At 69.0% G+C, this 15,125-nt stretch carries 14 protein-coding genes and 1 pseudogene; 12 read left to right on the plus strand and 3 right to left on the minus strand.

Annotated elements, in window-relative coordinates; genetic code table 11:
• Both A5704_RS26285 and A5704_RS26290 read right to left on the minus strand, forming a co-directional pair.
• Positions 1-592 (minus strand): annotated as a pseudogene (locus tag A5704_RS26285) (hypothetical protein); the annotation flags it as partial.
• Between the two features lie 2 nt (positions 593-594).
• A complete protein-coding gene (locus A5704_RS26290; protein ID WP_231969382.1) occupies positions 595-1,155 on the minus strand; it encodes a carboxymuconolactone decarboxylase family protein in 561 nt (186 codons plus the stop codon).
• Between the two features lie 114 nt (positions 1,156-1,269).
• Here A5704_RS26290 and A5704_RS26295 point away from each other — a divergent pair, with 114 nt between their 5' ends.
• From A5704_RS26295 to fadD1, 10 genes are all read left to right on the plus strand, one after another.
• Positions 1,270-2,166, plus strand: a complete 897-nt coding sequence (locus tag A5704_RS26295) for a LysR family transcriptional regulator (protein WP_067781007.1) — start codon at positions 1,270-1,272, stop codon at positions 2,164-2,166.
• 63 nt (positions 2,167-2,229) lie between these two features.
• Positions 2,230-3,408: an acyl-CoA dehydrogenase family protein gene (locus A5704_RS26300; RefSeq protein ID WP_067891829.1), complete on the plus strand. Its 1,179-nt coding sequence runs from the start codon at positions 2,230-2,232 to the stop codon at positions 3,406-3,408.
• A gap of 3 nt (positions 3,409-3,411) precedes the next feature.
• The gene (locus A5704_RS26305; RefSeq protein ID WP_067781001.1) at positions 3,412-4,530 is read left to right on the plus strand and encodes an acyl-CoA dehydrogenase family protein; all 1,119 of its coding nucleotides are present in this window, start codon (positions 3,412-3,414) and stop codon (positions 4,528-4,530) included.
• Entirely contained in the window at positions 4,527-5,027 is a 501-nt protein-coding gene (locus A5704_RS26310) for a MaoC family dehydratase N-terminal domain-containing protein (protein ID WP_067780998.1), read from the plus strand. Before A5704_RS26305 ends, A5704_RS26310 begins: the two co-directional genes overlap by 4 nt.
• A 52-nt stretch (positions 5,028-5,079) precedes the next feature.
• On the plus strand, positions 5,080-5,478 hold the full coding sequence (locus tag A5704_RS26315) for a MaoC/PaaZ C-terminal domain-containing protein (protein ID WP_067781024.1): 399 nt from the start codon (positions 5,080-5,082) through the stop codon (positions 5,476-5,478).
• The gene (locus tag A5704_RS26320; RefSeq protein ID WP_067891830.1) at positions 5,475-6,677 is read left to right on the plus strand and encodes a thiolase family protein; all 1,203 of its coding nucleotides are present in this window, start codon (positions 5,475-5,477) and stop codon (positions 6,675-6,677) included. The genes A5704_RS26315 and A5704_RS26320 overlap by 4 nt, the downstream gene beginning before the upstream one ends.
• A 2-nt stretch (positions 6,678-6,679) precedes the next feature.
• Positions 6,680-7,081, plus strand: coding sequence for a Zn-ribbon domain-containing OB-fold protein (locus tag A5704_RS26325; protein ID WP_067750141.1), 402 nt, complete (start codon positions 6,680-6,682; stop codon positions 7,079-7,081).
• A 30-nt stretch (positions 7,082-7,111) separates the two neighbouring features.
• Positions 7,112-8,068, plus strand: a complete 957-nt coding sequence (locus A5704_RS26330) for an alpha/beta hydrolase (protein WP_067780992.1) — start codon at positions 7,112-7,114, stop codon at positions 8,066-8,068.
• Complete coding sequence (locus tag A5704_RS26335; protein ID WP_067780989.1) at positions 8,065-9,657, plus strand: NAD(P)/FAD-dependent oxidoreductase; 1,593 nt, start codon at positions 8,065-8,067, stop codon at positions 9,655-9,657. The genes A5704_RS26330 and A5704_RS26335 overlap by 4 nt, the downstream gene beginning before the upstream one ends.
• On the plus strand, positions 9,654-11,273 hold the full coding sequence (fadD1, locus tag A5704_RS26340) for a fatty-acid--CoA ligase FadD1 (RefSeq protein WP_067891831.1): 1,620 nt from the start codon (positions 9,654-9,656) through the stop codon (positions 11,271-11,273). The genes A5704_RS26335 and fadD1 overlap by 4 nt, the downstream gene beginning before the upstream one ends.
• A 1-nt stretch (position 11,274) precedes the next feature.
• Here the strand turns inward: fadD1 and A5704_RS26345 are convergent, their stop codons facing one another.
• Positions 11,275-12,132, minus strand: a complete 858-nt coding sequence (locus tag A5704_RS26345; RefSeq protein WP_067750150.1) for a DMT family transporter — start codon at positions 12,130-12,132, stop codon at positions 11,275-11,277.
• A 256-nt stretch (positions 12,133-12,388) separates the two neighbouring features.
• Between A5704_RS26345 and A5704_RS26350 the strand changes: the two genes are divergently transcribed.
• Positions 12,389-13,486, plus strand: a complete 1,098-nt coding sequence (locus A5704_RS26350) for a ferredoxin reductase (RefSeq protein ID WP_067750152.1) — start codon at positions 12,389-12,391, stop codon at positions 13,484-13,486.
• 16 nt (positions 13,487-13,502) lie between these two features.
• Complete coding sequence (locus A5704_RS26355; RefSeq protein ID WP_067780873.1) at positions 13,503-14,909, plus strand: acyl-CoA desaturase; 1,407 nt, start codon at positions 13,503-13,505, stop codon at positions 14,907-14,909.
• The last annotated feature ends 216 nt before the right edge of the window (positions 14,910-15,125 follow it).

Here is a 15,125-nt window from a genome sequence, read left to right on the forward strand (position 1 = left end):
TGTAGTACAGGTAACCGGTCTGCGGCCCGTAGCGCACGCCGTTGACCCCGGGCTGGGGTGGGGGAGGGACGCCGCTGTCTGGATCATCGGCCATCGTGTCATCCGCGAGCCAGACCCGGGCCGCGGCGCTTCGCGCATTCCCGGCCAGGTCGATCCGCCAGATCAGCCCCGCGAAACAGTCGGCGATCGCCAGAACGTTTGGTCCCAAAAGGCAGCTGCCGTTGAGGGCCCGGACACGGTCGTCGAAGGCGTATATCACCTCCGGTGTCAGCGGCGTCCCCGGCTTCCAGGACGTGAAATCGACTCGGGCCAAATATGACTCGTGAGTGGTGTAGCCCTCGGTGAGGTTGACTACGAAGACGTCGGGCGCAACCTCGACGATGCCGGTGATGTGGTGATCGAAGGTGTGCGCCAGTACGGGCGGGACCGCCGCATCGCGATTCGCCGGCGGCACCCACCACAGTTGCTTGTGCAAGACGTCGGTCACCAGCAGCGAGTTGTCGGCGCGGACCGCAAGGTTTTCGGGGAAATGCCATTCGGGAAAGAACGCGACGGGCGTCAGCACGACGGCGGGCAGGGGGGCCAGCGCCATATTCATTGCTCCAATCCGACGGCGTCGGCGGGAACATCGAAGGCAATCAACGTCATACACACCATCGTGAACCAGCCCAGCAGCACTGTGACGTCCACGATCCCCTCGTCGCCGAGAAGCGCCTCGGCCCTGCGGTAGAGCCCGAAGGGAATGGTGCGCCGGGCCGTCAGAGCGCAGGCAAGTTCGTACACCACTTGTTGGCGCGGGTCGTCGAACGACGTCGGCAGCCCGGCGATCAGCGCCTGAACACGAAGTGGGTGCAGATGGCCGACGCGCTCGCCGATGATTTCGTGTTCGTGGTTCGCGTAGGGGCTACCCCAGTGGCCGTTGGCGACATTGGTCGCGATCTCGATCTCCGCTTTGGTCAAGGTCGAGTCATTTTGGAAATACGCGCCGGTCGGCACGATCGTCCTGGATAGCGTCGGGTTGGCAAGCCAGATCTTGTGGGGACCGGGCACCATCCCGCGCAGAGAGCGGGTGAATTCGAAGGCTTTCCGCATATCGGCGGGCATGGCGGTCACCGGAGTTTCATTGAACCGGCCGAAGGTGCCGAAATCAGACACCGCATTCCTCCACGGGTTTGACTGGTCGCTGACACGTGCGTCTGCGACCAGTCAACGGCGGCGACGTGATTTCGTCCAATACTTTCCGGTGGCCTGGTTCATATGATGTGTCATATGGAACTTACCCACCGGCTGCTGGAGCAGTTCCTCGCCGTCGCGGACGAGGGGCACATCGGGCGTGCCGCCCAACGTCTTTCGATGACTCAACCCCCATTGACACAGGCGATTCAGCGCCTGGAGCGGGCCGTGGGAGTCATGTTGTTCGACCGCACCGCTCGAGGGGTCGAATTGACCGCCGCGGGGCGGTCTTTTCGTGCGGACGCGGAGCGCCTCAGCGCCGCACAGCGCGCTGCCGTGCGGCGAGCCCAGCGAGTCGCGGCCGGCCTCCACGGCGACGTTGATCTCGGTTTCGTTGTCAGCCTCGCGTTCCGATTCCTGCCGAACTTGATGCGTGCCGGCGCCGGCGCGCTGCCCGACCTGACACTGCACCTCGCTCAGATGCGCACCATGGGTCTGCTCGACGCCGTTCGCTCCGGTGGCCTCGACCTGGGCTTCGCTCGCGGGCCCATTCAACATGCTGACGGGTTGCTCGTCACCGAGGTGGAGCGCGAGCAGGCGCTGGTGGTGTTGCCGAGACACCATCGGCTGGCTCACGAACCGTCGGTCAGGCTCGCCGACCTCCGCGATGAACCCCTCGTGGTTCCTTCCCAACGGTCGCTTCCCGCAATCTCGGCCCGGATTCACGCAGCACTTCGGGATGCCGGCGTCGAGCCGAGAATCGTCGCCGAGACGGACGAGCTCTCGGCGATGATGTCCTATCCCATCGCGGGACTGGCAGCCGCCGTCGTCCCCGAACAAGTCGCGGCCATGCGCCATCCCGGCGTGGTTTACGTGCCGCTGTCCGACCACCTTCCCGTGCTCATCACCAGCATCGTCGCCGTGTGCCGCCCGCACCCGGATCCTGCCGTCGCGCGGCTGCTCGACCTCGCCGCGAATTTGCGGTCTGCGTAACGCGTCCGGCGCGCCGATCACGCTTATAGACTCCGACTGCACATCGGCGGCAAAGGGGCCCGAATGGATTTCGAACTCGACGCCGGGCAGCGCGCATGGCTGGCCGAGGTCCGCGAATTCCTTCACGACAACGTCACCGCCGAGCTGCGCGCCGAGCTCGCCGAGCACGACCTGGAGTTCCCCGACGGAGAGGTCGCCGGGTTCCGTCGCAAGATCGGAGCCAAGGGCTGGTTCGGAGTGAACTGGCCGCGTGAATACGGCGGCCTCGGCCTCGGCGCCATCCACCTGCATCTGCTGATGAGCGAATTCGAGTACTGGGGCGTGCCGGGGCCCGACCTGACGGTCACATCCGTGGCGCCGATGATCATGCGGCACGGTACCGAACAGAACAAGTCCGAATGGCTGCCGCTGATCGCCAAGGGCGAAATGATCTGCTCCGTGGGGTATTCCGAGCCCGACGCCGGCACCGACCTGGCCAGCCTGCGCACCAGTGCAGTCCGCGACGGCGACGATTGGGTGATCAACGGCACGAAGATCTGGAACAGCGGCGCACAGCGCGCGACCCACGAGTGGCTCTGCGTCCGCACCGACCCCAACGGTGTTCGCCACCGCGGCATCTCGGTCGTCATCGTGCCGATCGACAGTCCCGGCGTGGCGATCCGCCCGCTGTACGCGTGGTCGGGTTATCGCACCAACGAGGTCCACTTCCGCGACGTGCGCGTGCCGGTCACCAACCTGGTGGGCGAGGTCAACCGCGGCTGGACATACATCACGGGGGCGCTCGACCTCGAACGCGGCGCGCTGACCAACGCGGGCGACCTGCGTCGCGCCGTCGAGGAGCTGGGTGAGCTCGCGCGGGCACCACGCCGGGACGGCTCGGTGCCCTGCGACAGCCCAGCGCTGCGGCGCCGCCTGGCACAAGCGGAGGCCGACGTCGCGGTGGCCACCCTGATGGGCTACGAGGCCGCGTCCATCCTCGACAGCGGCGTGATCCCGTCGGTGGAGGTCAGCGTCGAGAAGGTTTTCACCAGCGAACTGCGCCAGCGCATCGCGGTGCTCGCGCTCGACGTGCTCGGCCCGGACGGTCTACTGGCGCACCGCAGCGAGCGGGCGCCGCTGGCCGGCAAGTTCGAGCGGCTGTACCGGGCCGCGCCGCTGATGCGTTTCGGCGGCGGCACCAACGAGGTGCTCCGCGACATCATCGCCCAGCGCGGGCACAAGATGCCCAGCTACGGGCGCTGACGGATGAGAGCGATACCCACCGCCGAGCAACGCGAGTTCGCCGCGTCGCTGCGCGCCCTGCTGGCCGCCGAGAGCCCGATCCCGTTGGTGCGCGCGCTGACCGAACCGGACGCGGACCGCCGCACCCCGGGGCTGTGGCAGGCGTTGACGGGCGCCGGTGTTCTCGGGCTGGCCATCGCCGAGGAGCACGGCGGCTCCGGCGGCTCATTGGACGATCTCGCGGTTTTCTACGTCGAGGCCGGGCGCGCCCTGTGCCCGACGACGATCCACAGCAGCATCCAATCCGCGCTCGCGATCGACCAGCTCGGCTCCCCGGACGCCAAGGCCGCCTGGCTGCCCGCACTGGCACGCGGCACGACCCGCGGCACGACGGCCCTGTGGAGCTCCCGCGACGCCGCCGTGGTGCCGGGGGCGATCCGCGCCGACCAAGTGTCGGGACAATGGCGGCTGAACGGCACCGCGGACTACGTCGCCGACGCCGACGTCGCCGACGTCGTCGTGACTTCGGCTGCGGCGCAGGGTCGCACGCTGGCCTTCGTCGTGCGCGCCGCGACGCCCGGTGTGACCGTGGAACCGCTTGCGGTGGCGGGCGGGCATCGGGCGTTCACCCTGCGCTTCGACGACGTCGCGCTCACCTGCGACGCGCTGATCGGTGACGTCGCCGAGCCGGCACTGCGCCGCGTGGCGAACACGGCGGTGGCGTTGGGATCGCTCGACCTGGTGGGCGTCGGGCAGGCCGTCATCGACCGCACCGTCGCCTACACCAAGCTGCGCCACCAATTCGGCCGGCCCATAGCGTCTTTCCAGGCTGCTCAGCACCTGGTTGCCGACATGCACATCGCGCTGGCGGCGGCCCGGTTGGCCGCGCACGCGGCGGTGTTCTGGATCGGGCGCGGCCGAATGGCGACCCGCGAGACCGCGATCGCGCGCCTGCACGCCGCGACCGCGGCGAGACTGATCACGTTGGACGCCCACCAATTGCACGGCGGCATGGGCTATGTCACCGAGACCGATCTGCACCTGTGGACCGAGCGGGCCCGTGTGGGCTCCACGTGGGGTGGCGGGCCGGACGTCGCCGCATCGTGGCTGGAGGAGACGTTGGACTCGGAGGAGGGCCGGTGAGCGAGGACAGCTTGATCGACGCCGAATCGGCCGCGCGCGTGGGCACCGTCGCCGCGTCCGCGACGGGCGAGGTGAACCGGCGCGACTGGCAACGCTGGGCGGCGGCGGTCGGCGACCATAACCCGTTGTGGTTCGACGCGGATTACGCGAGGGCGCACGGCTTTCGCGACGTCGTCTGCCCCCCGCTCTTCCTGCAGTACGCCGTGCTGGGAGTCACCCACCTCGAGGCCCTGCGGCCCGACGGTTCGTCCGGCGCTGTCTCCGGCAGCCTCGCGTTTCCCCGCGCGCCCAAGCGGATGGCGGGCGGCGAAAGCTTCACTTTCCACCTGCCGGCCTATCACCGCGACAATGTCGAAATGGTACGCACCATCTCGTCGATCGTCGAAAAGCAGGGCCGCTCCGGCAGATTCGTTCTGGTCACCTGGAACACGGTGTACCGCAACCAGCATCAAGACCTGCTCGCCGAGGCGTCCACATCGATGATCGCCCGTCCCTAGGAGCGTCGTGACCGACCAAGTGTTTTACGAGGACGTCCAGGTGGGCGACCGGATGCCCGACCTCACCGTGACCGTCGACGAAACGCAGCTGTTCTTCTTCAGTGCCGCCACCTACAACGGCCACCGCATCCACTACGACAAGGACTGGGCGCGCACGGTCGAAGGCTACGACGACGTGCTGGTCCATGGTCCGCTGCAGGCCGCGCTGCTCGGCCGGGCCATCGGGGACTGGATCGGCGGCCGCGGGCGCCTGATGTCCTTCTCCGTCCAGAACCGGGCGGTCGCCCATCCCGGCCAGCCCCTGAGCTTCGGCGGCACCGTCACCGGCAAACGCCTCTCCGGGGCGGGCGCCGGGCTGGTTGACCTCGACATCGCCGGCCGCCGCGGCGAGACCGTGCTGATGCCCGGATCGGCGACGGTCGAGCTGCCCCGACGCGGAACGCCGTCGTGACCGGCCTGCGCGGCGAGGCGGCGATCGTCGGCATCGCCGAGCTGCCGGCGGAACGGAAGCCAACCCGCCCGCCGATGTTCACCCTCGACCAGTACGCGCTGCTGGCCAAGCTGGTGATCGAGGACGCGGGCATCGACGCCGCCTGCGTCAATGGCCTGCTGACCCACGGCGTCGCCGAGTCGACGATGTTCGCACCCGCCACACTGTGCGAATACCTGGGCCTGGCATTGGATTTCGGCGAGCGCGTCGACCTCGGCGGGGCCACCGCCGCGGGCATGATCTGGCGGGCCGCGGTCGCCGTGGAACTCGGCATCTGTGACGCGGTGCTGGCCGTGGTTCCCGGTTCGGCGTCGCAGCCGCAGTCCGACAAACGCCCGCCCCCGACGCCGAGTTGGTATGGGGCGTCCTCGAACAACTACGGGTCGCCGCAGGCGGAATTCGAGATCCCGTACGGCAACGTCGGCCAGAACGCGCCCTACGCGCAGATCGCCCAGCGCTACGCGGCCGAGTTCGGCTACGACCCCGCGGCGGTCGCCAAAATCGCCGTCGATCAACGCGCCAACGCGTGCGCCCACCCCGGCGCGGTCTTCCACGGCGTCCCGATCACGGCGGACGACGTCCTCGCCAGCCCGATGATCGCCGACCCCATCCACATGCTGGAGACCGTGATGCGGGTGCACGGGGGAGCGGGTGTCCTGATCGCCAACGCCGACCTCGCCCGGCGCGGCCGCCACCGCCCGGTGTGGATCAAGGGATTCGGCGAACACATCGCCTTCAAGACCCCCACCTACGCCGAGGATCTGCTGCACACCCCGATCGCCCGCGCCGCCGACCGGGCGTTCGCGATGGCCGGCCTGACCCGCTCCGAGGTGGACATGGCGTCGATCTACGACTGCTACACCATCACCGTGCTGATGAGCCTCGAAGACGCCGGCTTCTGTGACAAGGGCCGCGGAATGTCCTGGATCGCCGGCCACGACCTGACCTACCGCGGTGACTTTCCGCTCAACACCGCCGGGGGGCAACTGTCCTTCGGGCAGGCCGGGATGGCCGGCGGCATGCACCATGTCGTCGACGGCGCGCGGCAGATCATGGGCCGGGCCGGTGAGGCGCAGGTGCCCGATTGCCATACCGCCTTCGTCACCGGCAACGGCGGCATCATGAGCGAGCAGGTCGCGCTGCTGATGCGGGGGGACTGACCGTGGACATCCCCGTACCCGAGCCGACACCGGTGTCGCGGCCCTTCTGGGACGGACTGACCCGGCATCGCATCTTGGTGCAGTATTCGCCCTCGCTCGGGCGCTACGTGTTCTATCCGCGCACGCTCACCCCGGGAACGTTGGCCGACGACCTGGAATGGCGCGAAATCGACGGCGCCGGAACGCTGTACACGTTCACGATCGCCCGGCGGCCGACCGGGCCGCCCTGGGCGGACGCGGTTCCGCAGCTGCCCGCGGTCGTGCAGTGGGACGCCGGACCGAAGTTCAGCACCGAGTTGGTCGACGTCGAACCCGGTGACGTCCATATCGGCATGCGGGTCGAGCCGGTGTTCTACGATCTGCCCGAAGACGGAATCACCCTGTTGAAGTACCGGCCGGCATGAGCGGCCCACCGATGCGCGCGGAGGCGTCACATGGACGACCCTTTTGATGTCGTCCCGGCGATGCTGCGCGAGTTGAACGCCGGATTCCCGCCCGTCGAGACGCTGACCGCCGAGCAGGCCCGCATCTCCGTCGCCCAGCGGCGCCAGCCCGTCAACAACATCGACGACGTCCGCTGCACCGAGGACCGGTCGATCCCGGGGCCCGCCGGCGACATCCCCGTGCGGATCTATCACCCGCACGGCGACGCCCGGGACAACCGGGCCGCGATCGTGTTCTACCACGGCGGCGGATTCGTCCTGTGCGACATCGAATCCCACGACGGTTTCTGCCGCGCCCTGGCCCGCGGCACCCAGGCCGTCGTCGTCTCGGTGGGCTACCGCCTCGCGCCCGAGCACCCGGCCCCCGCGGCCGCGCTGGACGCCTTCGCGGCGTTCCGCTGGGTCGTCGACCACGCGCCCGATCTCGGCATCGACCCGGCGCGGACCGCGGTCGCCGGTGACAGCGCGGGCGGCAACCTCGCGGCCGTCACCGCGGTCCTGTGCCGGGACAGGGGGATCGCGGGGCCGGCCGCGCAAGCCCTGCTATATCCGGTCATCGACCCGTCTTTCGACACCGAGAGCTACCTGCGCTGCGCCACCGGCTACTTCCTGACCTCCGCCGCCATGCGGTGGTATTGGAGCCAATATCTCTGCGGCGAAACGCTTTTGGATCCGCCCGACCTGGTAGCCCCGGCGCGTGCGGGCTCCCACGCCGGTCTGCCGCCCGCGGTGATCGTCACCGCCGGTCTCGATCCCCTGCACAGCGAGGGCTGCGACTACGCGCGTCGATTGCGCGGCGCGGGGGTGCGCGTGGTGCACCGCGATTTCCCGGACCTGTTCCATGGTTTCCTGACCATTCCGTCCTTCCCGCCCGCGGCGTCGGCCCGCGACCTGGTCTATGGCGACCTGCGGGCCCTCCTGCAGCCCACCCTTTGTGAGTCGGCATGACCGAAGCCGACGTGATCGTGATCGGCGCGGGCTTCGCCGGGCTGTACGCCGTGCACCGGGCCGCGTCGGCGGGGCTCTCGGTGCTCGGCCTCGAGGCCGCCCCGGACGTCGGCGGCACCTGGTACTGGAACCGGTACCCGGGCGCCCGCTGTGACGTCGAAAGTGTCGACTACTCCTACTCTTTCGATGAGGAGTTGCAGCGGAGCTGGACGTGGAGCGAACGCTTCGCCGCCCAACCGGAGATCCTCGGCTACCTGCGCCACGTCGCGGACCGGTTCGGCTTGCGCCGCCACTACCGATTCGAGGTCGATGTCGTCGGCGCCGCGTTCGAGCAAGGGCGATGGCGGGTCCGCACCAGAGACGGCCGGACCCACGCCGCGCAATTCCTGATCTGCGCGACGGGTTGCCTTTCGGCTGTCAACCGCCCCGACATCCCCGGCATCGACGACTTCGCGGGCGAGGTGTACTTCACCGCCGCGTGGCCGCGCGACGACCCGGACCTGCGCGGCAAGCGGGTCGGTCTGATCGGCACGGGATCCTCAGGCATTCAAGCGGTTCCGATCGTTGCGGCACAGGCCGACCGCCTGGTGGTGTTCCAGCGATCGGCAAACTACAGCATCCCGATGCCCAACCGCCCCTGGACGCCGGAGGAGCAGCGCCGGATCCGCGAGGAATATCCCGAGCGCCGCCGCGCCTCGGCGTACGCGGCCGCGGGCACGCCCCACGGCACGTACCACAAGAAGGCGGTGGACACCGAACCGCGGGAACGCACCGAGGCGCTGTGGCGGCGCTGGCGCGAGGGCGGCGTGCTGTTCGCCAAGACCTTCCCCGACCAGAACTCCGACCTCGCGGCCAACGACATCGCCCGTGAGTTCGCCGAACAGCGCATCCGTGAGATCGTCGCCGACCCCACCGTGGCCGCCGATCTGATCCCGGTCGACCATCCGATCGGGACGAAGCGCATCTGCACCGACGGCGGCTACTACGAGACGTTCAACCGCGACAACGTCCGGCTGGTGAACCTGCGCCGCGAGCCCATCGACACGATCACCACCGGCGGGGTGCGCACCAGCGCGGCCACCTACCCGTGCGACGTGTTGATCTTCGCGACCGGCTTCGACGCGCTGACCGGCGCGCTGACCCGCATCGACCCCGAGGGCCCGGGCGGAGTGCGGCTGAGCGACGTGTGGGCCGACGGGCCGCTGACGTTCCTCGGCCTGATGGTGCCCGGGCTGCCGAACATGTTCACCATCAGCGGGCCGGGCAGCCCGTCGGTGCTGGCCAATATGGTCCTGCACGCCGAGGTTCAGGTCGACTGGGTCATCGAACTCGTGCTCGCCGCCCGCCGCCTCGGGGTGACGGACGTGGAGCCGCGCCGCGACGCCGCCGAGGCCTGGACGGACCACGTCGCGAAGGCGGCCGAGCAGACGCTCTTCCCGAAGGCGACCTCGTCGTGGTACCTGGGCGCCAACATCGAGGGCAAGAAACGGGTTTTCATGCCCTACGCCGGCGGGTTCGGCGCCTATCGGCGCCACTGCGACGAAGTGGCACGCCGGCGCTACGCGGGGCTGGTGCTGACCACCCGATGATCGAGACGGTTCAGCAGCTGCTGCGGCAGCGTCGCGACGACGACGGCCCGGCCGTTGCCTGCGGCGAGCGGGTCTGGACCTGGGGCGAACACCTCGCGGAGGCCGAAGCGGAGGCCGCCGCGCTGATCGCCCTGGCCGAGCCGACCCGCCCACTCCACGTCGGGGCCCTGCTGCCCAACTCCCCGGCGATGCTGCGCGCCATGGCCGCGGCCGCGCTGGGCGGCTACGTGCTGTGCGGGATCAACACGACGCGGCGCGGGGCCGGACTGCTGGCCGACATCCGGCGATCCGACTGCCAGCTGCTGCTCGTCGACCCCGAACACCGGGGCCTGCTGGACGGCTTGGACCTCAACGGGATCCAGGTGCTCGACGTCACCGGCGGGCGCTACGCCGAACTGGTGGCCGCCGCGGGGCCCCTGGTTCCGCACCGCGAGGTCACCGGCGGCGACACGTTGATGATGATCTTCACCTCCGGGACGAGTGGCGACCCGAAGGTCGTGCGCCTCGCGCATGCGATGACGATCATGTGCGGCGCCAGCCTGGTCTTCCAGTACGACGTCACCGCCGACGATGTCTGTTACCTGTCGATGCCGCTGTTCCACTCGAACGGTGTCGCAGCCGGATGGGCGGTCGCCATCGGTGCCGGCGCCACCATGGTCCCGGCCCGGTTCTCGCCATCGGGTTTCCTGGACGACGTGCGCCGCTATCGCGTCACCTACGTCAACTACGTGGGCAAGCCCCTCGCCTTGATCCTGTCCACCCCCGAACGTCCCGACGACGCGGAGAACCCGCTGCGGGTGGCGTTCGGCAACGAGGCCACCGACCGCGACATCGCCGAATTCGCAAGGCGTTTCGACTGCCGCGTGGTCGACAGCTTCGGGTCGAGCGAGTTCGCGGTGATCGTCGTCCGCGAGGACGGAACCCCGCCGGGGTCGATCGGCAGACCGTATCCCGGGGTCGCCGTCTACAACCCGGCAACGCTGCAGGAGTGCGCCGTCGCGGAATTCGACGAACACGGGGCGCTGACCAACTTCGACGCCGCGGTCGGTGAGCTCGTCAACACCACCGGGGCGGGCCCGTTCGTGGGCTACTACAACGACCCGGCCGCGACGGCCGAGCGCATGCGGCACGGGATGTACTGGTCCGGCGATCTGGCCTACCGGGACGCCGACGGCTGGATCTACCTGGCCGGCCGGACGGCGGACTGGATGCGGGTGGATGGTGAGAACCTGGCGGCCGGCCCGATCGAGCGGATCCTGGAGCGGCTGCCCGGGGTCAGCCAGGTCGCGGTGTACGCGGTGCCCGACGACCGGGTCGGTGACCAGGTAATGGCCGCCCTGGTCCTGCGCGACGGGGCGCAGCTGGGGCCCGGCGAGTTCGCGGCTTTCCTTGCCGCGCAACCGGACCTGTCGCCCAAGGCCTGGCCGCGCTACGTGCGCATCAACGCCGGCCTGCCGACGACGGCGACCAATAAGATCGTCAAGCGCGCGCTGATGGCCGCGGGCATCAGCGCGGAGGGCGGCGTGCTGTGGACGCGCCCGGCGCGCGGCACGGCCTACAGTCCCGCGGCGGGGAATCCCATCGGCCACGAGGCGACCACCGCCGCGACGCCCTGAGTCAGGTGACCGATTCAGCCTGCGGTTGCGGCGCTTCGCCGAAGCGCGCCAGCACGAGCGTGGCGGACACGGCCACCACGAAGCCCGCGACGACCAGCCAGCCCAGGCCGTCGCGGGCGCTGTCGCCCAGCCACACCACGCCGACGAACGCGGGTGCGATGGTCTCACCGACGACCATCCCGGCGACGGCCGTGGTCACCGATCCGCGGTGCAGCGCAGAGGTCAGCAGCAAGAAACCGGCCGCCCCGCCCGCGGCCGCCGCGTACAGCGCCGGATTGGTGTAGAAGGCGCGGTGGGTCGGGTTGATCACCTCGATCAGCCGCACGCCCACCTCGATGACCCCGAAGCCGGTTCCGGCCGCCAGGCCGAGCGCGAGCGCGCGCGGCCGGTCCGGTAGCCGGCCCGCCACCGCGCCGGCGAGGAATATCGCGGCGACCACGCCCAGCAATGCCCAGCCGAGCCCCGCCGGGGCGCGCCGGAAGTGCCCTGGCCCGGCCGCAAGGGCGAGCACGACGAGGCTCACGCACACCACGGCCACCGCCGTCCACTCGGCGCGCGACAGCCGCGCCGACAACAGCCACGCGGACGCGATGCCGGTGACCGCGATCGAGGCCGCCAACGCCGCGGCGACCACATAAATCGGCACCAGGCGCAACGCCGCCACTTGGAGGAGGAAGCCGACGCCGTCGAGGCCGACGCCGACGATGTACCGCCATTGCCGGGCGGCGCGCATCAGGAGCACGGTGTCGACACCCGAGCCGCTGCCGGCTTCCACCGACCGGGTCGCCGCCGCCTGCAGCACCGACGCCGTGCCGTAGCAGACCGAGCAGCCCAGCGCGAGGAGGAAGCCGATCAGCACACAACGAACAATAGGCGCCGGCGATGGCCGGCGCGCTGAGCCGGTTGGCTGTGAATCCTCTGAACAAATGTTTGGGCGCGGCACGGGTGGGGCACGTCACAGTAACGTGTGTCGCTGCGCCTGACCGAATCCCACTCACGACTAGTGAACAGTTGTGTGCTTTTAGTGGTGTCGTTGTGCGGCTGTCAAACAATGTATGACAAGCGAATTCAAACCAGACGTTTAAACTCGGTATACAACTGTGTACTCTAGCGGCATGGCGGAACGCGGCGCTGAACCCCAGGTCCCACGCGGGCGCCGGCTCTTCCTGCGCGCGGTGCGCCGGTTGTTCAGCCCGCTGCAGCCGGACGACTACCTCGAGATGATCAACCCGCTGTGGACCACCAAGGAGCTGCGCGGGAAGGTCGAGGCCATCGAGCAGCAGGGCTCGGAGGCCGCCAGCGTCTTGATCCGGCCCGGCTACGAGTGGCCTGGGCACAAGCCCGGTCAGTACGTGCGCCTCGGCGTGGTCATCGACGGCGTGTACCACTGGCGTGCGTATTCGCTGACATCGGACCCGACGCCCGACGACGGGCTGATCAGCGTCACGCCGAAGCGGGTCGACGGCGGCGTGGTTTCGCCGTATCTCGTGCACAAGATCCAGCCCGGGGACCTGGTGCGGCTTGGCGAGATCGAAGGCGTGTTCACCCTGCCGGAGCCCGTGCCGGACAAGATGCTGTTCATCAGCGCCGGCAGCGGCATCACCCCGATCATCAGCATGCTGCGCGACCTCGACCACCGCGACGAGATGCGCGACGCCGTGGTCATTCACTCCGCCCGCACCCGCGAGCAGGCCATGTTTATGCCCGCGCTCGAAGAGCTCGAGAAACGGCACGATGGCATGCGGCTCGATCTGCGCTTCACCGCCGAACAGGGGCGGCTCACACCCGGCGACCTGGATGACGTGTGCCCGGACTGGCGCGAGCGCGAGGCGTTCTGCTCGGGCCCGGGGGAAATGCTCGACGCCTTGATCGAGCACTGGAAGGAGAACGCGGACTGCGACCGGCTGCACTTCGAGCGGTTCCAACCGAAGATCGGCGGCGACGCCAACGCCGGCGAGGGCGGCACCGTCTGCTTCCTGGACAGCGACAAGGAAGTCGAATGTGACGGTGGCACATCGATTCTCGAGGCCGGCGAGAAGGCCGGTCTCAACCTCGCCTTCGGCTGTCGCATCGGAATCTGCCATACCTGCGTCGGGACGCTGAAGTCGGGCAAGCTGCGCGACCTGCGCTCGGGTGACGTGATCGAACCGACCGAGCAGGACGTCCGAATCTGCATCAACACCGCCGAGGGCGACGTCGAACTCGAACTCTGATCGAAAGGAGCGGCTCGTGACAACGGCCGTAAAGAACGCCGGAGCGAATCCACTCTCCAGGCTGAGCGAGCAAGAATTGGAAAAGCTCGCGAAGGAATTCGACGCCATCCACGATGACGTGTTTGCCGACCTCGGGGACCGCGACCGGCGCTACATCAAGAACGTCATCTCGGCGCAACGGCAGATCGTGGTGGCAGGGCGAGTCCTGCTGCTGGCATCGCGCTCGAAGACCGCGTGGCTGCTGGGTACCGCCTGCCTGTCCATGGCCAAGATCTTGGAGAACATGGAGATCGGCCACAACGTGATGCACGGCCAGTGGGATTGGATGAACGACCCCGACATCCATTCGTCGGTGTGGGACTGGGACACCGCGTCCACCGCGGAATCCTGGAAGCACTCCCACAACTACATCCACCACACCTTCACCAACATCCTCGGCAAGGACAAGGATCTCGGCTACGAGATCATGCGGATCGACCCCAACCAGAAATGGGCACCGCGCTACCTGGGTCAACCGATCTACAACCTGCTGCTCACGCTCCTGTTCGAGTGGGGAGTGGCCGTCCACGACATGGATATCGACGCGATCCGCAAGCGCGAGAAGCCATGGTCGGAGGTGCGCAAGGACCTGCGGGGCATCGGGGTCAAGGCGCGCGCGCAGATCTATAAGGACTACCTCGGCTGGCCGGCCATCAGCGCCGGTGCGTTCGCGCTCACGCAGCTCGCGCTGCGCGGCCGGCTCGAACAGCCGGCACGGTCCCGGCTGGGCAACCGGCTGCGCCGGGTGTCGAACAAGGGCCGCGTCGCCGCCGCAGCGTCGTTCCTCGACAAGGTGGCGCCGGGCGTGGAAAGCACGTACCTGCGCACCCTGGGCGCCGACGCGGTGGCCAACGTCATCCGCAACATCTGGGCCCACGCCATCATCTTCTGCGGCCACTTCCCGGACCAGACCTACACATTCACGCAGGAAGAAACCGAGAACGAGACCCGCGGTGGCTGGTACGTGCGCCAATTGCTCGGCGCCGCGAACATCGAGGGCAGCCCGCTGTTCCACATCATCAGCGGCAACCTCGGCTACCAGGTGGAGCATCACCTGTACCCGGACATGCCCAGCAGCCGGTATTCCGAGATCGCGCCGCAGGTCAAGGAAATCTGCGACCGCTACGAGCTGCCCTACAACTCCGGTCCGTTCGGCAAGCAGTGGTTCATGGTGCACCGCAGCATCTTCCGCTTGGCGTTCCCGGGCGGGAAGCCGCGCCCCAAGCCCGGCCCGTACCACAGCAATGTGCACCGCCCCGACCCCGAGCGGCCGAGCGAGGGCACCCGGTCCCGCGATCGGGTGCCGGCCGAACACCCGGCCGCGGGTCCCGAACACGATTCCACCGGCGTCGAGGTGGAGCCGCCGCCGCGGGGCAAGGACTGACGCTCGGCGCCGCGCTCGGCCAGCAGCAGGGCGGTCGCCTCGCCGATCCCGCTGCTCGCCCCGGTGATGGCCACGACCTGCCCGTCGATCCCCGTCATCGCGCACAGGCTACCCAGCGGCCCGGCGACGGCAACTCGATGAGCGCGGCGCCGAGCGTCAGTCCTTGCCCCGCGGCGGCGGCTCCACCTCGACGCCGGTGGAATCGTGTTCGGGACC

The sequence above is a fragment of the Mycobacterium sp. E735 genome (assembly GCF_001666955.1).
Taxonomy (GTDB): domain Bacteria; phylum Actinomycetota; class Actinomycetes; order Mycobacteriales; family Mycobacteriaceae; genus Mycobacterium.

Excerpts from the sequence above, each read along its gene's own strand:
- fadD1 (WP_067891831.1), top strand. The coding sequence starts at position 9,654 with ATGATCGAGACGGTTCAGCAGCTGCTGCGGCAGCGTCGCGACGACGAC.
- A5704_RS26315 (WP_067781024.1), top strand. The coding sequence starts at position 5,080 with ATGCCCGACCTCACCGTGACCGTCGACGAAACGCAGCTGTTCTTCTTC.
- A5704_RS26300 (WP_067891829.1), top strand. The coding sequence starts at position 2,230 with ATGGATTTCGAACTCGACGCCGGGCAGCGCGCATGGCTGGCCGAGGTC.
- A5704_RS26335 (WP_067780989.1), top strand. The coding sequence starts at position 8,065 with ATGACCGAAGCCGACGTGATCGTGATCGGCGCGGGCTTCGCCGGGCTG.
- A5704_RS26295 (WP_067781007.1), top strand. The coding sequence starts at position 1,270 with ATGGAACTTACCCACCGGCTGCTGGAGCAGTTCCTCGCCGTCGCGGAC.
- A5704_RS26330 (WP_067780992.1), top strand. The coding sequence starts at position 7,112 with ATGGACGACCCTTTTGATGTCGTCCCGGCGATGCTGCGCGAGTTGAAC.
- A5704_RS26305 (WP_067781001.1), top strand. The coding sequence starts at position 3,412 with ATGAGAGCGATACCCACCGCCGAGCAACGCGAGTTCGCCGCGTCGCTG.
- A5704_RS26350 (WP_067750152.1), top strand. The coding sequence starts at position 12,389 with ATGGCGGAACGCGGCGCTGAACCCCAGGTCCCACGCGGGCGCCGGCTC.